Source organism: Puniceicoccaceae bacterium (genome assembly GCA_040224245.1).
Classification (GTDB): domain Bacteria; phylum Verrucomicrobiota; class Verrucomicrobiia; order Opitutales; family JAFGAQ01; genus JAKSBQ01.
Map to the genome: position 1 here is coordinate 15,273 of JBEGIR010000088.1, position 22,259 is coordinate 37,531.

The window sequence follows — 22,259 nt, forward strand, 5'->3', positions numbered from 1 at the left end:
TTCCCCGATGCAAGTCGACGTTGCTCAGAACTGAATCATCTTCGAAATCCAGCTCGACCGCCACCTCTGTTTTTGGGGGAGTCACTGTGGCCTGTCATGGAAACAAGCGTTGTCCGCGAGACTCGAGCAGATCGTGCAGTTTGCCATAGTCAAGATCCTGCACCGCCACATTCTGATCCATGGCAAGATGTGCTATCACTGCAGCGGACTGCCCAAGCACCATAAACACTGGCTCCATGCGGATGGAACCAAATCCGATGTGACTGGAACTCACGCAGACCGGAACGATCAAATTGGTGCATTCACTGCGTTTGGGTACGACGGATCGATAACTGATCGGGTAAGGGCTATCGACATGCGCCTGCACGTTGCCCTCATTCTGCACGTAGCCATTTGCATCTACATATCGCTGCACATGATGCGAATCCATGCCATAGGCTCCCATCCCAACGGAATCTTCCACCGTTTCCAAACCCTCACAGTGGTGCTGAGTCATCACAACCTCACTGATCATGCGCCGCGCCTCACGGATATAGAGTTGCTGCTGCCACCCATCTTCCCGTTCATATTCATCCTTGCAAGTGCCCCAGCGCGAGACTTCCCCTCGAATCTTTGCGGGGATGCGTGGGTGGTTTGCCAACGTCCACATCAATCCTTGCTGGTAGCTCCGATGTGCTTCCACAATGCGCTGACGCTCCTCATAACTTGCCTCGGGATAATCAAAATTCTGTCCGATAAAATCGGTGGAAAAGCCATCGCAGTTATTGGTATCTGTTTTCCGATTGGGCATTGCTGAGTTGATCCAGGGGATTCGGTCATAGCCTGCTTCGTAGTTGCGAAAGAGTAATTCGTAATTCAACTCGTCGTAATCCTCTGGCTTAGCAAAGGGAATACGGTTTTCCGGGTGATCCGTCAGAGTCATGCGAAAACAGTAAGCCTGGATGCCGCGATCCCCCTGACCCTGAACACCGGGTTTGCCACCCTCAACGATGTATGGCAACAAGCCACTCGACGCATCCCCGGGGATGCGAAAGGGATCGACCTTCGGCATGAAATTATGGTTGCGTCCATTGGTCGAGAGTCCTCGACGCAGGGTGGGATAAAAATGGTTGGCTTGCACGCCATTGAGCGTCTCCCCATACTGATCACTCGATTCGCGACCAACTGCATAACTCACACCAGCGGCAGCCATGAGATCACCCTCATAAGTCGCATCGACAAACACAGAACCACGATACGACTCACCGGAGTCCATGGTGATCGACTGGATGCGCCCCTGTTGCATGCTGACTCCGCTGTCCCGATTGAGCCGCTGATTGCGCACGACCCTCACGTCAGTCCCGGCCAGCAACACATCAAATACGTTCAGCGCTGCCTTCGGTTCAAATGTCCACTGGGTCTCCTCACCCGCTTCAGTTCGAGTCTGCCCGCCATCCCTGTAGTCAGACTGCTTCTGCCATTTCCAGTTTTCCGGGTCATCGTAATACTTGCGGATGCCTTGATAAAACTCACGGGCAATGCCTCCTATGGCCTGTTTGTTGCCAATATCAGTCTGTCCCAAACCTCCTGTGGACAATCCTCCGAGGCGGGAGGTAGGTTCAATCAACACCACCGATTTCCCCAGCCTTGAGGCTTCGACTGCAGTGGCGATCCCCGCTGAAGTCCCTCCATATACCACCAGATCAAAGGATTTGCTGTGTAGGCTCGCAGTGATCCCAAAGGTGCACCAAACCAGGATTTTGAATGCGGATACAAATGAATTCATGTTTGTGATTTTACTTGTTCGCATCCGTGACACCTCTACCGAGCCTTCTGACTAAAAAATAAATTCCAGCACGAGGATTGGCAACGGCGTTGGCTCCGCAATGTGAGTTTCGCTCGCTGCGGTTCATTCGATTCAAAAAGGATCGTGTTGTTTCAGAATCGAGGGTCAGGTGCACCCGCTGTTGAGTTCGGTGATCCCGCTCATCTTCATTGGATTCAGAGTGATCCGACTCCAGATTTCTACTTCACTATGCTGCGCCTTGCGTTCAAAACCGCATTCCTTAAGATGCGGCCCTAGATGATTCACCCGCTCACACATGCCCGCTTCATGGGTTCCCGCCAAGGGAACATTCGACGCTTGAGCGGTTTTCGCAAGGGACACCGGGTGCCAGAAGATCATTTCGATGCGGCTCGCGAGTTTGTGCGCAAAATCGGGAGCGAGCAGGTTCGCACCCAGGCAGAACAGCTGCATGCCGCTTTGCGCGCGACCTTTGCCTACAAGCGTAGGGAGCTGACCTATGTGTGTGAAACCGGGGTGGCTGCCCTGAAGACTCCGGCGTTCGAGGTCAACATCGAGGTGGATCAGGCCGCAACCGATCCCGCCTGCTATAGCCTGAGCACGGAAGTTTGCCAGCTTCAGGAGCCGGCAATTGTTGAATCACCAGAATTCGCCAGTCTTTTTGACCCCTGGTGCGACCGCTGTGAATTCCCGTTCGACCGCTCACTCAACCTGGAGGACAAAATCGACGCCATTGAAGCCAACGACAAGCTCGCCGATCTGCTCGACTACGCTCCCGATGGCTCCAGTTTCACCCTTACCCTGCCCAATCCCAACCTGCGCATCATTGCCACACCCCACAGCCTCACACTCAGCCTGTCCGGCCAGCGCAATCTGCGCCTGCTCATCGAACACAGTATCGCCGCCCTCGCATCCTTTGCGTCTGCTGGCGTCAACCTGCTGGAAGACTGAATTCCAAAATCCCTCACAAAGCCTGAATCCCCTTCCAGCCCCAACGGGGCGACCCCATCCCAGCCCAGGGCGACGCCCTGGGTTTCCAATCCAACGATCCCCAAGCCCTGAAAGGGCAATCCAACGTCATTGCACCATCAAGATGGGACGATTATCGCTCATGCTTTTGTCATACCGCGTGTCTGGGCAATCGCAGCCCAACGGTCTGAATTTTTCCAAATTCAGCTACGAAAGAACGGAGGGTGGGCTTCAGCCCTTCCCCCAGCCTTGGGACGCTGCGGCCCGTCACTTCACCGCTTTGGGCAGGCTGATGCCGATGAGGATCGGGATCAGCATCAGGGCAGCCCCCAGGAGGTAGGCGGAACTGGAACCCGCCCACCAAAAAACAAATCCAGCCAAGAGCGGACCCGCTGCTCGCGCAAGTGCACCCCATGCGCGAAAGCTGCCCATGGAACGACCCTGGGATTGCTCACTGGCGTAGAGCGAGAGCAGGGCGGAAAGGCAGGGCGAGACCATGCCCGCTCCGATTGCCATCAGCGAGAGTGAGCCGTAGAGCGACGCGACACTGGACGCCTGGGCCATCCAGGCCAGACCGATAAGGGTGAGGGACACGCCTGCGAGAACCATCGGTTTCTCCCCCAGTCGCGGAGCCAGACGTCTTACCAATCCGCCTTGCACAGCAATGAGCACAAATCCGACAAATACCATCATCGCGGTGATTTGGTGCACCCCAAATCCAAAGCGGCTGACGCCCAGAAACGAGAGCGTGAACTCCATACCACTGAATGAGAGCAGGAAAAAGAAATTCAGAAAACTTGCACGTCGAACACCGCTCTCCGATGCGGCAAAGAGCGCACCGAACGGATTGTATTCGCGCATGGGTTTGGCTTTGGAGCGCAGTTCGTGCGACAGGGTTTCCGGAAACACCTTCCACACCCATATCCAGTTGAAGAGTGTCAGCGCCAGTGCGCCGAGGGCTGCACCGGAGAACGGATTCAGTCCCAGCATTGCGGCATCCGGGAACTGTGCGACCGGATTCCAAAGCACAAACAAGGCTCCCAAGGCGGGTCCCAGCACAAAACCAGCCCCGAATGTGGCACCCACCAGACCCATGGCTTTCGAACGTCCCTTCCGGTCGGAAAGATCCGCCACGGCAGCCGTGGTCACCGAGATATTCCCGCTCATCATGCCGCCCAGAGCGCGAGAGAGCAGCAGCAGCCAGAAGGAACCCGCCACCACCCAGAGCAGGTAGCTCAGCGCGGTACCACCCACCGTTATCAACAGCACACGGCGTCGACCCAACCGGTCCGAAACCGCTCCCCACAGCGGCGCCATGCCAAACTGCAGCAGGGAATACAGGCTGCCGAGGATGCCACCAAACAGAACCGGCGTGAAGGACTCGCTGATGCCCGACAGGGTGCCGATCCGATCCGCGAGGGAGAGCACCCAGCCCAGCACACCTTGCGTTCCCTCGCGCTCAAGGTAAAATTGCAGCATGCCCGGGAAGAGGGGAAATACGATGGAAAATCCCACAAGATCCAGAAAGAGCGTGAGGAGGGCTGCCGGGATGGCACGGCGTTGGGAAGTCGATAACTCAGGGCTGGAAGGATGTTCAGAAGATGGCATGGTTTCGAATTGCCTACTAATAGGAGGCAAAGTCGGGAAATTCCAAAACGAAATGCAACTTATTCCAAAATCGGCTCCAGAATCTCTGCAAGTCGTGGCTCAAAACCGCTTGAACCCTGAGCGAGCAAAGGGTTAGCAGAACGCGGATTTTCAGTTACTGCGACAAAAAGTCTGGGCATCACTGCAAAACCCGCTGGATGCCGCGCTCGGTGATTTGGATGCGGCGCTGACGGTAGAGGGCCGCAATGCCTTGCTTGAAGGCTTTTTTGCTCATGGAAAAACGATCTCGGATGGATGCAGGACTACTGTGGTCGTTGAAAGGAAGAAAACCACCGCTCTGCTCGAGCTCGGCAAAAATCTTCTCAGCCATGTCCCCTTTGCGCGAAATACCGGAAGGGTCGCGGCGCAGGTCTATTTTACCATCCTCCCTGACGCGGGCCACATACCCGCGCAGCGTAGCCCCATAATCGAGTGCCTCGGCCAGTTCTGAGTGATAGAGCAATCCACGGTGGCGGTGGTTGACAATCGCATTGTAGCCCAAATCGGTTTCATCGAGCACCAGCAAGTCGACCGCTTCGTTGACCTCATACTCTGCCGGGGTGAGGTCGATCAGGCGGCGAATGCGCGTGGTAGCGGCAAGGCGATCCGTCTCCGGATCGCGCAACACGGTAACGACAAGACCTTGACCCGGCACAACCTTGTCTTCCATTTGCCCAAAGGGCAGCAGCAGGTTTTTCGGTAGGCCCCAGTCGAGAAAGGCTCCGAGTTTGGGGTGCACATCCACGACTTCGAGGTAGGCAAAGGTGCCCACTGTGACATAGGGCATGCGTGTGGTCGCGATCAGCCGGTCCCCCGTGTCGAAGTAGAGGAAGACCTGGAGTGTGTGATAAGGCATGACACCGACCGGAACCTGAGCGGATGGGAGCAGTATCTCGCCGTGTTCACCTCCGTCGAGGTAGAGTCCGATGTCGGACTCCCTCGAGATCGCCAGTTGATTGAATTCACCAATGCGTGCCATGGTGCTGAGCTAACCCAATGCCACCGCAAACGCGACTCTTTTGCATCGCCCAATTCATAGCACTGCGTTCAAACACAAGCACATGACGGTTTCACAGCCTCCGAAACCGTTGAACCTTGCTCCCAGGTCCAGACGTGCCAACATAGGAATCGATCACCATGGAATTCATTCCCACCTACTTTCCCGATCTTAACGAAACCCAACTGCAGCAGCTGGCAAACCTGCACGGCTACCTGCTGGAGTGGAATGCGAAGCTCAACCTCGTCTCTCGTCAGGATGCGGAGAACCTCGAAGAGCGCCACCTGCTGTCCTCACTCGCGATCGCAAAGTTTGTGTCTTTTCCGAAAGGCAGCCGCATTCTGGACGTGGGAACAGGTGGTGGATTGCCGGGGTTGCCTTTGGCGATTGTGTTTCCGGAGTGTGAGTTCCTGCTCGTCGACAGTGTCGGTAAAAAGATCGCTGCGGTGCGCGACATGTCCACACGACTCGGTCTGCAAAACGTGGAAGCCAAGACCACGCGCGTGGAGGAGCTGCAACGCAAGTTTGATTTTGTGACCGGACGTGCGGTGAAAGCACTGCCGTTGTTCATGTCATGGGTAATCCCACGCTTGAAGACTGGCTCCGAAAAGGGAATTGAAAAAGGGGTAATTTACCTCAAGGGAGGCGATCTGTCAGAAGAATTCAAGGAGCTGGGAACAGAGCCGAGCCGACGGGAATGCCTGCTGAACTATTTTCCAAAACACGATTTTTTTGAAACGAAACATGTGCTGCATTTTCCCGCAACCGATCTGTTGAAGACCGAAATCGGGAAATCCCTGGTGCCCGCTCCCAAACGCAAACGAAGCTAGGGGGGCTGTATTGGGTGCAGAGGCGGATTCCCACTGAATGTTCGGAAATTCTAGCGACAAGGTCGAGAGAATCGGTTATGGAACTCCAGTGGAAGATCGGTGTTTGAGGGGAAGTGGCGGTATGCGAGTTCCCAGCGAAGGATGCGCCGCGCTGCCCGAACCTCAGTCCAAACGTTAGACTTCAACCAGCTCGCCCTCAACAAAATCGGCTTCGACCGAAGTCAGGCGCACACGGGCAAGTTGATTGGTAAGGTCAGGATGATCGGGTCGACGCGGCACACAGACGCGGATGTAGTTGGGAGTCAGTCCACTCCACAACTCGGGTTTGGGGTCTTCAAAGAGCACCTCAACCTCCCGCCCAACCCAGGAGGCATAATAGTCGTGACGTTTGGAAGCGCTCAGTCGGCGAAGGTGCAGACTTCGGCGGTTGCGTTCGGTGCGCGGCACCGAGGATTCGATGCGTTTGGCGGGGGTGCCCTTGCGCTCGGAGTAGGTGAAAACATGGGCGAAGTGTAATGGGGATGCCATAAAGCGCTCACAGGTTTCGGTAAATTCGGCCTCACTCTCCCCTGGAAATCCAACCATGAGATCGGTTCCGAGGTAGACGTTGCTCACCTGCTCCTTAACGCATTGCAGAAAATCAAAATACTGTTCAACCGTGTATTTGCGCTTCATTTCGGAGAGGATGCGGTTGTTGCCTGACTGCAGCGGGATGTGAAAAAACGGTTGCAGCGCGTGGTCTTTCGCATTCATGCGGTCAAACAGTTCCTCCGGAATCGTGGTCGGTTCAATGCTGGAAATGCGCACTCGCTCCACTCCTTCAATGCCATCCAGCGCGTCCACAACATCAAGCAACCCATGGGGTTCATGCCGGTAGGTCCCAATGTTAACTCCCGTGAGCACGAGTTCTCGCACACCACGCCGCGCCAGTGCGTTTGCCTCAGCGAGCAGGTTGTCAAACTCACGACTGCGAGCACGGCCCCTTGCGTGTGGAATGATGCAAAAGGAACAGAAAAAATCACATCCATCCTGGATCTTGAGGTTCGCGCGCTTGTTGTAGGGAAGATCGCCCACGAAGCGGATGGAAAAGTCCTGCTTGTCGATTTTATCCCTTACAATGAGCGGACGCTCATTTTTCTGATGGTCCACATAGTCGAGCACGTCGAGCTTGTGCTGGTTGCCGATGATGACATCCACACCCGGAATACGGGCAATCTGCTTGTAACCCATCTGCGAATAACAGCCCGCCACGACAATGATGCTTTGGGGGTTCTTCCGAATCTGCCCGCGAATGATAGCCCGACACTTGGCGTCGGCACGGTCGGTTACCGTGCAGGTGTGGATGATGCAAAGATCAGAACGTTCATCAGGTGCAACCACACGATAACCAGCCTTGCGCAGCCGATCCTGGATCATCAGGCTCTCTGCCTGATTCAATCGACAGCCCAGGGTTGCCACACTGGCGCTGCGACTGGAATGGGTTGCGGTCGGGCGGAATCGGCTGGAATCAGATGCTTTCATGAAACGAATTGCAGGTGGGCTAATGGGTTTCAGAAGTCGCACAACTTTTCATCTGGGCACTTGCATTTCAAGCACGAAACATGCAAGTTGCCAGCTATCTCCTGATCAGATGAACGCACGCACAACTGCGTAGCCCTACTTGGAAGTAACTAATATCGATGGATCTCAAGACGACGTTCCTCGGGATTGACCTCAAAAATCCCTTCATTGTTGGCTCCTCGCCACTCACCAATTCGCTGGACCGTGTGAAACGCATGGAAGATGCGGGAGCCGCAGCACTCGTGATGCACTCCCTCTTCGAAGAGCAGATCATTCACGAAGCGGATGTTGCCGGGTTTGGTGATGAGCGCCTGGGCAAACTATTGGGAGAGGATCAGCAGGTGTTTCCCCCTGCAAAAGATTTTCCGACCAGTTCTGAGGCGTATCTGAAACTGATTCAACGCATCAAAGACACCACGGATCTACCGGTTTTTGCCTCGCTGAATGGGGTGAGCGAAGGGGTGTGGATCGAGTATGCCCGACGGATCGAAGAAGCGGGCGCTGATGCGCTCGAACTCAATCTGTATTCCCTGCCGACCGATAATGATGACAGCAGCGATTTTGTGGAAAAGCGCCTTGTGGAAATTGTCGATGTCACACGCAATTCGGTTTCAATTCCAATCGCTGTAAAAATTTCCCCACACTACACATCGGTGTGCAACTTCGCACAGCGGCTGGAATACGCAGGGGCAAACGGTCTGGTGTTGTTCAATCAGCTCTTTCAGCCCGATATTGACTACAAGCGCAAACGCCTGATCTCCCGCCTGCACTATACTCAACCCGTTGAACTGCTGGAACGCCTGCGCTGGGTATCGATTCTTCACAATCGACTGAAGATGGATATTGCCGCATCTGGTGGCGTGCACTCGGGTGAAGATGCCTACAAAGCGGTGCTGTGTGGTGCGGATGTCGTGCAGGTCGTCTCTCCCTTGCTGCGCCATGGTGTCGCAGTGCTGCAGACAATGATCCAGGATTTTGAGAAGCTCTGTGAGGAGTCTGGAGAAAGCTCCCTGTGTGCCTTGCGCGGATCCCTGGGTGAGCTGCTCGAACCGGATCCCAGCTCGGTCGAACGTGCAAGCTACCTCCGCATCCTTCAGGGCTGGAAACCTGAACAGGATTGAGGGTCGCACAGTCTTTGGTATTGCATCCCACCGCATCCGGACGCGGAATACAACCGTCGCGACATGAGCAAACACGAATTTTCCATCATCTCCGTTCGACTGCTCGCATTGGCATTCTGCAGCACAGGTGTGCTCTGGCTGATTGCCAATGTGCTGGAAACCGCATGGGATTTTAACCCCAATTATCTGGGATACTACGCCGCCACACAATTGCTTCACCCAGCCCTGATGGTGGCCGGAGGCATTGCACTGCATGTATTCAGCCGTGTCATCGCACGCTTGCTCAGCAGGGAGTGATACCACGCATGAAACGCTCGAGGTGGATCTGCTTGCTGGGGTGTCAACTGATGGCATGTTTCACCCCTGCAAGTCTGTTGCATGGAAATCCAAAACCGGATGCTGACGAACTGTTGAGCGCAAGCCAGTTGCTGGAACGCTACCCCATCCGTGCTGGAGCACTGCTCGATGCCATCGATTTTTCCAGTGAAGGCTTGCAGGACGCACAGGTGGCGTTGCGTGAGAACGATCCTGAAACGGCACTGGCGATCCTGCTGAGTTACATGCGTCAGAATCCACTGCCATCCGCACTGATCCCAGAACTACCTCCTGCACGACCCGATATTCTTAAGCTTGCCCACGAGGCAGTAGAAGGGATCTTCACGATTCAGAGCAGGACGTATCAGCAGCCACTGCATCCGGATGGACGCCTGAACTGGGAGGATCGTGGCCCCAACCAGGACAAGGAGTGGGCCTGGATGCTCAACCGCCACCCACATTTCAACTTTCTGCTCACAGCGTTTCTCGAAACCGGAGAAGCGCGTTTTCTGGAAACCATTAGCACCCACCTGAGCGAGTGGATCCCCGATCACCCACCTCCAAATCGAGTCAGTTTCTCCACTTCGTGGCGTGCGCTTGAGGCTGCCCGTCGCATCCTTGACTCATGGTTACCTGTCTATGCACAGGTCCGCATGGAATCAGCGCTCTCCGATGAAGCCCTGTTTCTCATGCTCTCGGCAATCCCAGAACACGCCAAATACCTGCGCAACCACTATTCCTTCTGGGGAGGCAATCACAAGGTGACCGAAAAATTGGCCATTGCAACCTGCGCACTGGCGTGGCCACAGTTTCGGGAAGCACCGCAGTGGCTACAGCACGCAGTGGATGTGATTGAAGAAGAGTTGTATAAACAGACCTATCCCGACGGAACCTACAAGGAACTTGCCAATCACTACCAGAAAGTTGTGGCAGAAAACTACCTGCGCATCCTGCAGATGCTGGAGAGTCGCGGCAAAGACAAAGTCGACTCCGCATTTCGGCAGCGCGTCGAAGCCCTTTGGAACAACCTTGCAGTGGTCATGCGACCGTCCGGCATGGGACCGCTGAACAGCGATTCCTCGCTTGAAAACAACCGCGAGCTGGTGCAAGTCGCAAACGCATATTTCGGACGCAGCGATTGGAAATTTATTCTCACCCATGGTACATCAGGTGTGGCACCGAAAGAACCCGCAAGCCGCTTTTTCCCCTGGGCGGGCCATGCCATCATGCGCAGTGGATGGGGACCTGATGACCACTGGGCCTTTTTTGACATTGGTCCGCATGGAAGTGCGCACCAGCATTGGGATCGCCTGCACCTGAGCATCTCTCTGGGGCAGCATGATCTGCTGGTCGACACCGGACGTTACATCTACAAGCCCGGTGCCATGCGGGATTACTTTCGCTACGGCGCGGGGCACAACGTCGTTCGTGTGGATGGACGCGACTCTCACCGCCCCCCAAACACGGTGTCGCAACCCTTGCCTGTGCTGGCCCAAATCGAGCCTGAGTTCGACGCATTTGCAGCTTCGGTTGATTTTGAACTGGGTCCAGCCTCAAGCTCACGGGTCCATCATCGCCGCATTGTGGTCTACCTTCGCCACATCGCCTGGTTGGTGATCGACGAGATCGTCGGTTATGGTGCACACCACTATGACACGCGATGGAACCTGCATCCCGATGTACAGGTGGAAGCCGATAAGACAGGGTTGCAGGCGGTGCTCGCAGATGGTCAGTTCGCCAGAGTGGAATTGCTCACCACTCGACCCGGAGGTCAATGGAAACTCACAAATGGGCAGGTTGAACCCGAAGTGAGTGGGTGGTACAGTCGAGCATACAACGAACGTCGGGCCAGCACTTCCGCAAGCTTTGAGTACCGCACCCGTCAACCTCATATCAACGTTTGGTGGATTGCACCACTCGCTGAAGCAAATGGCAACCCAGCTCCCTCTGCCCAGTTTCTTGGAGATGCACGATCACTGGACTCGCTACAGGTTGAGGTGAAGCATGGCACAAAAGTAGTTGAAGTCACCTGGAGTGGGAGTGCGATACAGGTTCAGGAGCGAGTACATTGAACGAGGTTTCTTTCCTCATCGACTGCGTCCGAATCCATCCCACGCTCTGATTTTCCCCATTGGATTTCAGATCGATCAGCAGTGCAGGTTTTCAGTTTTCACGAGTGCGGAAAAATCAAAGTCCTGCAAGGCGTGCACCACCAATCGTTGTGAACGCGATAAGAAATGACGCTTGAGCCACATCAGCCGAATCTCCCGATGACACGGGAAATCGCAAATGGCACGAAAGACGACCTTGCGATGTTGATGTGCATGAGCCGCCAGGGCCGGAGTAAATGCCAAACCACAGCCTGTTTCAACAAGTCCCAGCAAGGTGTCGATCTGAGAGCTGCGCAAGGCGACAGAAGGCGACAGCCCCAACTCCTTGCAATAGGCTCCGGTCTGAGCGGCCAAACAGTGGGAGTCTTCGAGCAAGATCATGGCTTGCTCAGCTATCTGTTCCGCAGAAACCGACGGTGCACGAGTCAGTGCATGATGCTCAGGCAACGTCAGCAAGAGTTCATCCTGAAGGAGAAGCATGGAATCACATTCCTCATCCATCGACGTAGGCGGACTCAGCAATGCAAAGTCAATTTTCCCCATCATCAATGCTTCGGTCAGTTGTTCCGTGATCGCTTCATACAGCTCAAAACGAACACCTGGTGCTTGTGCACGAACCGCAGTGAACAGGTGTGGGATCAGGTAAGGTGCCAAGGTTGGAATCGCACCAAAACGCAGGGTTCGCTCGTGCTCATCCTGCACCTTGTGGATGAATTCCTCAGCCGATTGCACATCCGCAAGGATGGCCTGGGCATGCTTGAGAAATTGCTGACCCAGCAGGGTGAGGGAAACTTCGCCGCGCGACCGTTGAAAAAGCCTTCCTCCGACCTCAGATTCAAGTTTTTTGATCTGCTGGCTCAACGAGGGTTGGGAGACCCGACAGACCTCGGCCGCTCTTGAAAAATGTTTCTGCCGGGCAACTTCCAGAAAATATTTTAAGCGCTGCAACTCCATCTTATAGTTTTCTCCTATAGTTGATTAACTTATTTATATTTCACTTATGATTAAGTTGCTGATAAGCTACAACTGAATACTGGGACATGCATCCCTCATCTCGGGTCGTCAGACCCAACCCGAACCCAAAGACTGTTATGAATGACAATGATGCGAATCAATCGGGCAAATGCCCCTTTCCCCATGGTGACGTTGCGACTCCAGCCACGACGGGCAAGTGTCCCGTAATGCACGGTGGCAACACTTCTGCGGAGCAGGCCATGAAGAACTGGTGGCCCAACTCCCTCAACCTGGACATCCTGCACCAACACGACCGCAAGACCAACCCCATGGGCGAAGATTTTGACTACCGGGATGCGGTGCAATCACTCGATTTTGAGGCCCTTCGAAAGGACCTCACGGAACTGATGACCCACAGTCAGGACTGGTGGCCTGCGGACTGGGGACACTATGGTGGCCTGATGATTCGCATGTCCTGGCATGCTGCAGGCAGCTATCGCACGGCTGACGGGCGCGGTGGCGGAGGCACGGGTAATCAGCGCTTTGCTCCACTTAACTCTTGGCCCGACAATGCCAATCTTGACAAAGCGCGTCGTCTGCTCTGGCCGATCAAGCAAAAATATGGAAACAAGCTCAGTTGGGCGGACCTGATGATTCTGGCGGGCACCATTGCCTACGAATCCATGGGACTGAAGACCTTTGGATTCGGTTTCGGACGTGAAGACATCTGGCACCCTGAGAAGGATACCTACTGGGGTTCGGAAAAGGAGTGGCTCGCCAGCAGCCGTGAACGCTATGGCAGCGAAGATCGTGAAACGCTCGAAAATCCGCTTGCTGCCGTTCAGATGGGTTTGATCTACGTAAATCCAGAGGGAGTTGATGGGAACCCCGATCCGCTTCGCACGGCAAAGGATATTCGCGTGACCTTCGCCCGAATGGCGATGAACGACGAGGAGACAGTGGCTCTCACCGCAGGTGGACACACGGTGGGCAAATGCCACGGAAACGGTGATGCTTCGCTGCTTGGACCCGAACCTGAAGCAGCAGATGTTGAGGAACAAGGTCTGGGCTGGATCAATAAAACCAAACGCGGAATTGGCAGAAATACCGTTACCAGCGGTATTGAGGGAGCCTGGACAACCCATCCGACCCAGTGGGACAACGGATATTTTGAAATGCTGCTCAACTACGAGTGGGAACTCAAGAAAAGCCCCGCTGGTGCCTGGCAGTGGGAACCTGTCAACATCAAGGAAGAGCACAAACCTGTGGATGTCGAAGATCCATCGATCCGCTACAACCCAATCATGACCGATGCGGACATGGCGATGAAGATGGATCCTGACTACCGCAAGATATCCGAACGATTCTACAAGGACCCGGCTTATTTCTCCGAAGTCTTTGCACGGGCCTGGTTCAAGCTCACCCATCGTGACATGGGGCCAAAGGTTCGCTACCTGGGACCATGGGTGCCCCAGGAGAATCTAATCTGGCAGGACCCGGTTCCAGCGGGAAAATCCGACTATGATGTGAAGGCGGTCAAGGCACGTATCGCAGCGACTGGAATCGACTCTCACGAACTCATCGCAACCGCCTGGGACAGTGCTCGCACCTTCCGTGGATCGGACATGCGCGGAGGTGCCAACGGAGCACGCATCCGCCTTGCACCCCAGCGCGACTGGCTTGGAAATGAACCGGAACGCCTCACCCGCGTGCTGGGCAAGCTCGAACCTATCGCAGCCGAATTTGGGATCAGCGTTGCCGATGTCATCGTTCTTGGCGGCAACCTGGGCGTTGAGCAAGCGGCCAATGCCGCCGGCGTAGTTCTCACCGTTCCCTTCACTCCCGGTCGCGGTGACGCCACACAGGAAATGACGGATGTAGAGTCTTTTGAAGTGCTCGAACCCATCCATGATGGCTATCGCAACTGGGTCAAACAGTCCTACGCCGTCAAACCGGAGGAACTTCTGCTTGACCGCACGCAACTGATGGGATTGACCGCTGTTGAAATGACCGTGCTCGTCGGTGGGATGCGCGTGTTGGGAACCAACTACGGAGGGAGTCAACACGGGGTTTTCACGGACCGTGTGGGTGCGCTCACAAATGATTTTTTTGTGAACCTCACCGACATGGCCTACACGTGGGAACCTGCAGGTGAAAACCTCTATCACATCCGCAACCGCAAGAGTGGCGAGGTGAAGTGGACCGCAACACGAGTGGATCTGGTCTTCGGTTCAAACTCAATCCTCCGCTCCTACGCTGAGCTGTATGCGCAGAAGGATAATCAGGACAAGTTTGTGCGCGACTTTGTTGCCGCCTGGACCAAGGTCATGAACGCCGACCGTTTCGACGTAGCCTGACGCAGTCCAACATCGTAAAATGCGTTGAAGTATTTTGATGGATCGACGGCCCTGGAATCATAGAAATTTCAGGGCCGTTCGGTGCATGGATAGGGCTGCGAAAGATCAGCCTGGTTTGCGGGCGATCACTTGGGTGACAGCACTCGCACCCGTATGGCCGATGCCTTCAAAAACCATGCGTTCGAGCGTGTGTCCCAGCTCAAACTCGAGTCCTTGCAGCTCCTTCTGGGCCTGCCCCCAGCTCAATAGCATGTCCGGGTCCTTCGGACCACCGGTTCCGAGCAGTAATTGCTCCGGGGAATAGGACTCCAGAACCAACACCCCGCCTGGTCGGAGTGCACGCACAATGCGCTGGTGCAGTCCTTTTCGCAAGGATTCCGGCAGGTGGCAAAAGATGGATACGATGCCGTGCCAGCAGTTCTCACCCAAGTCGAATTCACTGAGATCCGCATGCAGGTATTGGACCTCTACTCCACTGGATAGTGCGGCACTGCGCGCATGCGTGATCGCCTTTTCCGAAAAATCAACTCCCGTCACCTCATAGCCGGAACGTGCCAGGAAAACTGAATTGCGTCCTTCTCCCTCCGCCAGGCAGAGCACTCGTCCCTTGGGAATCGACGATGCCGCACTGACGAGGAAGTCGTTGGGCATTCTTCCATAATAAAATGGGTTGGATTCGTAACGGGCATCCCACATGTGCGTTTCTTGTGCGGGCCGTGAAGGTTTGTGCGGGTCAGCGGTCATCGTGTGCTTCCGGTTCCAATATCATATTGCATACTCTGCTTCAACAGCTCCAGATTTTCACCTTTGCAGACGTTGAGCAACTTGAGGAAAATCATGGCTGTGAGAAAAGAGTCCCCCATGGCGGTGTGTCGCCCTGCTTTCCCCATGCCAAAGTGCTCGAGCAGTGCATCGAGTCCAAAATCATGCGGATCCTGCCGTGGGGGAATACACTGGTGTTCTTCGAGTTTCAGAACCAGCTCCATCACATCCACCGCCGGATTTGGAAGGATGGCATGCCCGTGACGAAGCCTGGCGTGGTTGAGCACGATGACGTCAAAAGCCACATGATGTCCGACAAGCCAGGCGTCTCCGATAAAATCGGAAAATGCCTGCACCGCTTCCGCTTCCTCGATTCCCTGCCTCTCCGTCTCTTCCCGTGTGATCCCGTGCACCACAACTGCTGACGAGTTAAAAGGGATGCGAACCATGCACTCGAATGAGTCTTCCGGGACGATCTCATTTCCCTGAATCGCAACTGCGGCAATCGACACCAGTCGATCCCGCCCCGGATTCGTGCCTGTGGTCTCGGTATCCCAAACCACCCAGCGCCCGGGAAGCACATCACTCGATATCATTGCGCATCCTCCGAAGGTGCGAGGTAGCGTTCCTCGATCAGATTCTGAAGGTTCAGAACCGTACGAAATGTGGACTTCACCAGCTGGATTTCAAGACTGTTCAGCGTGCTCGGGTCAATCCATTTCCCATTGGTCTGCTCCTTGAGACCGGTGCGAGCAATGATGAGCAGGGATATGCGAAATCCCTCTGCAGCCTCCTGATAGATCGATTCATGCTCTTTGTCGATTTGGGTGAGACGCACAAATCTCTCGTATGTCGACGTCACATCATGAATCCCGTGAGCAAATGCGAGCAATCGACCAAGGTCCACCAAGGGCACGTAAACATAGGCATCCATGTTGAAGCGCTCGGGTTTTCCCTCTTCCCCCGGACGGTTGAAGCTTTCATACACGGTGCTGTCTGGAGAATGGTCAAGTGTCGCACGTGCCAACCGACGGATGAACCCTGCATTCCGATCCATGCGTGCCTTGCGCCACAGGGTGAGATCATCCAGCAAGTGCTCAAGTCCATCCCCCGGCAACATGTCGAACCAGAGCAGGTTGCGGTAGAGTTCCTGTAAATTTTCCGTTTCGATCCACCGCGACACGTATTGCTTCCACTCGCTGAGCGGTTGACACCACTGCGGATTGTTTTCGGTATAGCCGAGCTGATGCGCGGTCCATCCACACTTGAGCAGTCCTTCATTGATGTGGACCGCCAGTTTTGAGTAGAAATTGGCACAGGCCTGCGCATGGTCAGGATGGTCGGGCCGGTAGATCAATCCCCGATCCATGGCATTGCGCGTGAAGAGTTCCTTGCGCCCGCCCAGCCCGGCGAAGACCAGACAAAAACTTGAAGGCGGCATGTAGCTGCCCTCTTGCCTCAAAGTATCCATGGCGAGGCGAATCACTTTTTTGACAAAATTACGGTTGAGGTCGTGCACCACCTCTGCAAACCAGCCGATACTGTCCGCGCTGCGCAGGTCGTGCAGGGTCAGCATATCGGCGCGGTGGCGCATGTGGCTGAGTTCCTCAAAGCTGTTGATTTCTCCAATCTGCCGAATGATCACCATCGGATTATTGCCATAGTACAGCATCAGATCCCGCTCCGAAATGACTCCGCAGGCAGGACTGTGAGGAGTGCCATCCTCCGTCAGGCAAAGGTGTTGGAATCCGGTTTTCATCATGATGCGCAGGCAACGTCCCAAGCGCGGATTTTTTTCCACGGTGATGACGGGAGAACTCATGAATTCCTTTGCCCTCGCCTCCTTCGGAGCACGACCGGACTGCACGACTTTCGCCATGTCCGTCTTGGTCACGATGCCGAGAGGATGACCTTCCCGACTGGTTACCACGATGGCTTCAGCCTTGTGATACAACATCTTGAACGCCACTTCCTGCATCGTCTCACCTGGAGCACAGGCGATGAAACGATTGCGGGAATACTCGCTCAACTTGGTCGTCTGTTCAATGCGACCAATGAGAGAGTCCACTTCATCCTCTGCGGGAAACATTTCGACCTGATCCGCCATGGAGGGAATGCGAAAATCAGATCGCAGACTGATGTTCGCTTTCAGATATCGGATCACGTCCGGATAGAGCGGTAGCAGGTTCGCAAATTCAATCCATGGCACTGCATACAGAATCGTATCTTCCTCCGTAACGGCCGTATTGACATAATCCCCATCCGGGTCGAGCAGGTGCCCGGTGCCAAGCAAGTCCCCGATTCCACGGAGATCCGAGAGTTCTCTTTTCCCCCGCCTTTGGCTTGTCACACGCACGGATCCTTTGTTCACCACGTAAAAGAGGGGACGGCGGCGATTTCCCTCTTCAAACACGATTTCATCCTTTTCGTGAAACTTGATGCGCACTTTGCGTGCAATCGTCTCCAGATCCCGTGTCTCCATGTACAGGAACGGCGGGTATTCCTTGAGGAAATCCGCAATGCGCTCAAAGAGACTGTTGGATAATTTCATCGCAAATATTCGAGAGCCAGCCCGCGAGGGTCCCCAACCACACGTCCGTTTTCAGCTACCAGATGCCCCGATACTAACGTGTATTCGATGTTTGCATAAAACGACTCTGCTTCAAAGGGAGACCAGCCGCATCGGGAATACAGGGGATGGTTTTCCGATTTCACCGGGTATTCGTGCTCGCGAACAACCACGATATCCGCCCAGTATCCTTCACGCAGAAACCCTCGATCCTTGATCGAAAATCGTTTTGCAACCGCATGACTCGTTGCCTCGACCAGCCGTTCCACAGTCAGTTCCCCGCGCCGCACATGTTCCCAGAGCACCTGAAGCACATGCTGCACGAGCGGAAGCCCCGACGGAGCCTGGGTGTAGGGGTTGGATTTGTATTCCAGCTCGTGAGGAGCATGGTCTGTTGCAAGAATGTCGATGCGCCCATCTTTCAGGGCCTCTATGATCGCGAGGCGATCCTGTTCCGTTTTCACGGCAGGATTGCACTTCAGGCGATGTCCGAGTGCTGCGTAGTGCGAATCATTAAAATGCAGATGATGCACACAAGCCTCCGCTGTAATCTTTTTCCCATCAATCGGACCGGGTTCAAACATCGCAAGCTCTTCCGCCGTGGTCAGATGCAGGATGTGCAAGTCGGCATCGTGCCGCCGGGCCAGTTCGATTGCCAGTTTACTGGATGCCAGACATGCTTCCCTCGAACGGATATCGGGATGATAGCGGGCTGGGATTTCTTCACCCCAAACCGCCTTGTAACGTTCAAGATTCGCCGCGATGATGTCATCATCCTCACAATGCGTCACTACCGGGATGGGCGCATGCTGGAAAATGCGTTCGAGAACCTCGGGTTCTGACACGCGCATATTCCCGGTTGACGATCCCATAAACACCTTGATCCCGGGCACCCGCTTTCCGTCAACCGCCCGAACCGCATCCAGATTGGTGTTCGAACCCCCAAGATAAAAACTGTAGTTTGCATAGGAATCGCGACTCGCCACTACGTGCTTTTCATCCAGACGCTCTGCGTCCGTGGTTGGCGGATAGGTATTGGGCATTTCCATATAGGAAGTCACTCCACCCGCCACAGCCGCCATGGATTCTGTGCGGATGGTTCCTTTCTTCGGAAACCCGGGTTCGCGAAAATGGACCTGGTCGTCAATCAGTCCTGGCAGAACCCAGGCACCAGCAACATCGATGACACGATCTGCGCGGGAGGACGGCACCGCTGAGCAAATGCGCTCGATGCGACCGTCACGCAAGATGAGATGCGCTTCCTGCTGGATGCCTTCATTGACGACGCGGCCATTGAGCAGATGAATCGTTTCAGTCATGATGACTCAACGATGTGTCAAAACCGCCCCGGATACAATCCGAGATTGCGGAATCCGCACTGCATTTCCCGCTTAGGCTCCAATCCACTGCTGTGAGGAAAAGACTCCTTAAGCCCTTGGATTTTTCATCAATTTCTGGGCCATCAGGAATTGCAGGCGGGTTTCCATCTGCTCAATTTCGGAAGGATCCATGTTTTGATTCTTCGCTGCCTCCAGAGCTTCCTCCGCTCTCTTTTGCGCGGCTTCGATCGTGCCCAAGTCCACATCATCAATGTCCACGGCACCCTCCACCAAAATGGCAACTCGGCTACCGATGACCTCAGCAAAGCCCTTGTCGACGGCAATGCGATCCGTTTCCACGCCCTGCGTCAGGCGCAGCTCACCACGCACCACCTTTGCAAGCAGTGGAACGTGACCCGGCAGTATGCCGGTTTCGCCCAACTCGGTCGGAATGATCACAGAATCCACCTCTCGCGAGAGCAACTTGCCCTCCGGCGTGACGATTTCTACTTGAAGCGACATGGCAGTGTTGATTGTTCCCGCAGCTTGGAGCGAACCCACCTTTGGCTGTCGGGTGGGTTCACGAGATACGGTTTATTTCTTCGAGGTATCGACGGAGTCGATCGTTCCTTTCATGTAGAACTCACTTTCATCCACGTGATCGAGTTCACCGTTGAGGATCATTTTGAAACCACGGATGGTATCTTTCACCGGGACATAGACTCCTGGAATGCCGGAAAATACCTCGGCCACGTGTACGGGCTGGGAAAGGAAGCGTTGGATCTTGCGGGCACGAAAGACGGTTTGTTTGTCTTCGGGCGAAAGTTCATCAATCCCCAAAATCGCGATGATATCCTGCAAGTCCTTGTAACGCTGAAGCACCTGTTGAACACCGCGGGCAACGTTGAAGTGTTCCTCGCCCACAATGTCAGGATCCAGCGCTTTGGACGTGGAAACGAGAGGATCAACCGCCGGGTAAATCCCCAGGTCCGCAATCGAGCGCTCCAGAACAATGGTGGAATCAAGGTGGGCAAAGGTGTTGGCCGGAGCTGGGTCGGTCAAGTCGTCCGCAGGTACGTAGACCGCCTGAATCGAGGTGATGGAACCCTTTTTAGTCGAGGTAATGCGCTCTTGCAAAATACCCATTTCCTGGGAGAGCGTCGGCTGGTATCCCACGGCAGAGGGAGAACGACCGAGCAGCGCCGAAACCTCCGACCCTGCCTGGGAAAATCGGAAAATATTGTCGATGAACAACAATACATCCTGCCCACGCTCATCGCGGAAATACTCTGCCATTGTCAGACCCGTCAGCGCGACACGCATACGAGCGCCGGGCGGTTCGTTCATCTGACCAAAACAAAGGGCTACCTTGGAGTTGCCGATGTTTTTCTGATCAATCACTCCTGCCTCCGACATTTCGTGGTAGAGGTCATTTCCTTCACGGGACCGCTCTCCCACACCCGCAAAAACGGACAAGCCACCATGCTCCTTGGCGATGTTGTTGATGAACTCCAGAATCAAAACGGTCTTTCCTACTCCCGCTCCGCCAAAAGCACCTACTTTTCCACCCTTGAGGAAGGGACAAATGAGATCCACAACCTTGATTCCGGTTTCCAGAATTTCGGCTTCGGTAGCCTGGTCAATCAGTTCGGGCGGGTTGCGGTGGATCGGCCAACGCTCACCTTTCGCTTCTTCACGCTCATCAATGGCTTCGCCCACGACATTAAAAATGCGCCCGAGCACCTGTTCACCGACAGGTACGGAGATTGCGGCTCCGGTTGCAGTCACATCCTGTCCGCGAACCAGACCTTCCGTTGTGGACATGGCAACCGCACGCACCTGACCTTCACCAAGGTGCTGTTGTACCTCCAACACGAGTTTGCGATTGCTGCCGTCGCCAGCCACGGTGACTTCGAGTGCGTCGAAGATTTCCGGCAATTCCCCCTCAGGGAACTGAGCGTCGACAACCGCTCCGATTACCTGAACAATTTTTCCTTTAGATGCCATGATAGAGGTATGTTGTATGTTTTGAAATGGTTCTGATGATGGGTTTGGAAGATTCTGGCTATTTGCCGGAATTCGAAGCCGTCGCGGCTGCGATTTCAAGAATCTCCTGCGTGATGGCCGCCTGACGGGCCTTGTTGAACTTCAAAGTGAGACTGTCCACGAGTGTGGAGGCGTTGTCCGTCGCGCTCTTCATGGCCACCATTCGGGCGGAGTGTTCAGAGGCCTTTGCACTGAGAATGAACTGGTGGATTTGCTGCTTCACAAAGAGAATCGGAAGTTCCTCCAAAATGCTTGCCACATCGGGTTCATACTTAATCTCCCGATCATCGTGCGTCATTTCGAGCGTATCCTCTTCATCCTTCAGTCGCAGCTGATCCAGGCAATCCTGCAGATCCACAATCGGAAGAATTTTGATCAGCCTGGGTTCCTGCACCATGGTGTTGATGAATCGGGGAAACGCGATCTCAACGGTATCGATTTCTCCGTCCAGAAACGCTTTTACCATGAACTCAACAATGGGGCGAACCTCCGCATACTGAGCCTTGTCGGATACCTGAAAATCGGCGACCAGATTGCGACCTGTACGGCTGAGGTATTGTTTGCCCTTGCGACCGACATTGACAAATTTGCAGTCCCCCTGGATCTGGGACAGCAGGCGATAGAGGTTGGCATTGAGTGCTCCGCACAGCCCCTTGTCGGTCGTGATGGTGAGAATGCCACGGGTTTTGACTTCCCTGCGCTCCATCATCGGATGACGCACTTCATCGCTGTGCGAGATTGCAACATGCATCATGCGCGCGAGCAACAGGGCATAGTCCCGGCCCGCGAGCGCACGATCCTGCGCCCGCTTCATTTTGGAAGCTGCCACCAACTGCATTGCCTTGGTGATCTGGCGGGTGTTTTTGACGGATTTGATCCGGCGCTTGATATGGGCTATCTTGGACATTCGCTCAAGTCT

General features: G+C 54.8%; 18 protein-coding genes. 6 read left to right on the forward strand and 12 right to left on the reverse strand.

Translation table 11 applies throughout. From position 1 onward, the window contains the following. Positions 1-94 precede the first annotated feature (94 nt). Positions 95-1,765 carry an FAD-dependent oxidoreductase gene (locus ABQ298_14985; protein MEQ9825689.1) on the reverse strand — a complete coding sequence of 557 codons (1,671 nt, stop codon included), beginning with the start codon at positions 1,763-1,765 and terminating at the stop codon, positions 95-97. Between the two features lie 297 nt (positions 1,766-2,062). On the opposite strand from ABQ298_14985, the gene ABQ298_14990 reads away from it, so the two are divergent. Next, positions 2,063-2,734, forward strand: a complete 672-nt coding sequence (locus ABQ298_14990; GenBank protein ID MEQ9825690.1) for a hypothetical protein — start codon at positions 2,063-2,065, stop codon at positions 2,732-2,734. Positions 2,735-3,019: 285 nt separating this feature from the next. On the opposite strand, the gene ABQ298_14995 is transcribed toward ABQ298_14990, so the two are convergent. Further along, complete coding sequence (locus ABQ298_14995) at positions 3,020-4,360, reverse strand: MFS transporter (protein ID MEQ9825691.1); 1,341 nt, start codon at positions 4,358-4,360, stop codon at positions 3,020-3,022. A gap of 178 nt (positions 4,361-4,538) precedes the next feature. Next, positions 4,539-5,378 carry a S1-like domain-containing RNA-binding protein gene (locus ABQ298_15000; protein MEQ9825692.1) on the reverse strand — a complete coding sequence of 280 codons (840 nt, stop codon included), beginning with the start codon at positions 5,376-5,378 and terminating at the stop codon, positions 4,539-4,541. A 158-nt stretch (positions 5,379-5,536) separates the two neighbouring features. On the opposite strand from ABQ298_15000, the gene rsmG reads away from it, so the two are divergent. Then, the gene (gene rsmG, locus ABQ298_15005) at positions 5,537-6,226 is read left to right on the forward strand and encodes a 16S rRNA (guanine(527)-N(7))-methyltransferase RsmG (GenBank protein MEQ9825693.1); all 690 of its coding nucleotides are present in this window, start codon (positions 5,537-5,539) and stop codon (positions 6,224-6,226) included. Positions 6,227-6,400: 174 nt separating this feature from the next. Here the strand turns inward: rsmG and mtaB are convergent, their stop codons facing one another. After that, entirely contained in the window at positions 6,401-7,747 is a 1,347-nt protein-coding gene (gene mtaB / locus ABQ298_15010) for a tRNA (N(6)-L-threonylcarbamoyladenosine(37)-C(2))-methylthiotransferase MtaB (protein ID MEQ9825694.1), read from the reverse strand. A 158-nt stretch (positions 7,748-7,905) separates the two neighbouring features. Between mtaB and ABQ298_15015 the strand changes: the two genes are divergently transcribed. The 3 genes from ABQ298_15015 to ABQ298_15025 all read left to right on the forward strand — a co-directional run bounded on the left by ABQ298_15015 (position 7,906) and on the right by ABQ298_15025 (position 11,294). Next, positions 7,906-8,907, forward strand: coding sequence for a dihydroorotate dehydrogenase-like protein (locus tag ABQ298_15015; GenBank protein MEQ9825695.1), 1,002 nt, complete (start codon positions 7,906-7,908; stop codon positions 8,905-8,907). Positions 8,908-8,970: 63 nt separating this feature from the next. Next, positions 8,971-9,204, forward strand: coding sequence for a hypothetical protein (locus tag ABQ298_15020; GenBank protein ID MEQ9825696.1), 234 nt, complete (start codon positions 8,971-8,973; stop codon positions 9,202-9,204). Between the two features lie 50 nt (positions 9,205-9,254). Then, positions 9,255-11,294 (forward strand): alginate lyase family protein, encoded by a 2,040-nt coding sequence (locus tag ABQ298_15025; protein ID MEQ9825697.1) that lies wholly within the window; start codon positions 9,255-9,257, stop codon positions 11,292-11,294. Between the two features lie 75 nt (positions 11,295-11,369). On the opposite strand, the gene ABQ298_15030 is transcribed toward ABQ298_15025, so the two are convergent. Further along, positions 11,370-12,287, reverse strand: coding sequence for a LysR family transcriptional regulator (locus ABQ298_15030; protein ID MEQ9825698.1), 918 nt, complete (start codon positions 12,285-12,287; stop codon positions 11,370-11,372). Between the two features lie 137 nt (positions 12,288-12,424). Between ABQ298_15030 and katG the strand changes: the two genes are divergently transcribed. Beyond that, positions 12,425-14,644 carry a catalase/peroxidase HPI gene (gene katG / locus ABQ298_15035; GenBank protein MEQ9825699.1) on the forward strand — a complete coding sequence of 740 codons (2,220 nt, stop codon included), beginning with the start codon at positions 12,425-12,427 and terminating at the stop codon, positions 14,642-14,644. A 105-nt stretch (positions 14,645-14,749) separates the two neighbouring features. Here the strand turns inward: katG and ABQ298_15040 are convergent, their stop codons facing one another. The 7 genes from ABQ298_15040 to atpG all read right to left on the reverse strand — a co-directional run bounded on the left by ABQ298_15040 (position 14,750) and on the right by atpG (position 22,247). Continuing rightward, positions 14,750-15,340 carry a class I SAM-dependent methyltransferase gene (locus ABQ298_15040; protein MEQ9825700.1) on the reverse strand — a complete coding sequence of 197 codons (591 nt, stop codon included), beginning with the start codon at positions 15,338-15,340 and terminating at the stop codon, positions 14,750-14,752. A gap of 44 nt (positions 15,341-15,384) precedes the next feature. Further along, positions 15,385-16,002, reverse strand: coding sequence for an exonuclease domain-containing protein (locus ABQ298_15045; GenBank protein MEQ9825701.1), 618 nt, complete (start codon positions 16,000-16,002; stop codon positions 15,385-15,387). Continuing rightward, a complete protein-coding gene (locus ABQ298_15050) occupies positions 15,999-17,957 on the reverse strand; it encodes a DUF294 nucleotidyltransferase-like domain-containing protein (GenBank protein ID MEQ9825702.1) in 1,959 nt (652 codons plus the stop codon). Before ABQ298_15050 ends, ABQ298_15045 begins: the two co-directional genes overlap by 4 nt. Continuing rightward, the gene (locus tag ABQ298_15055; GenBank protein ID MEQ9825703.1) at positions 17,954-19,294 is read right to left on the reverse strand and encodes a dihydroorotase; all 1,341 of its coding nucleotides are present in this window, start codon (positions 19,292-19,294) and stop codon (positions 17,954-17,956) included. The genes ABQ298_15050 and ABQ298_15055 overlap by 4 nt, the downstream gene beginning before the upstream one ends. A 108-nt stretch (positions 19,295-19,402) precedes the next feature. Beyond that, positions 19,403-19,816, reverse strand: coding sequence for an ATP synthase F1 subunit epsilon (gene atpC, locus ABQ298_15060; GenBank protein MEQ9825704.1), 414 nt, complete (start codon positions 19,814-19,816; stop codon positions 19,403-19,405). A gap of 72 nt (positions 19,817-19,888) precedes the next feature. Continuing rightward, entirely contained in the window at positions 19,889-21,301 is a 1,413-nt protein-coding gene (gene atpD / locus ABQ298_15065; protein ID MEQ9825705.1) for a F0F1 ATP synthase subunit beta, read from the reverse strand. A 58-nt stretch (positions 21,302-21,359) separates the two neighbouring features. After that, positions 21,360-22,247 carry an ATP synthase F1 subunit gamma gene (gene atpG, locus ABQ298_15070; protein ID MEQ9825706.1) on the reverse strand — a complete coding sequence of 296 codons (888 nt, stop codon included), beginning with the start codon at positions 22,245-22,247 and terminating at the stop codon, positions 21,360-21,362. Between the last annotated feature and the right edge of the window lie 12 nt (positions 22,248-22,259).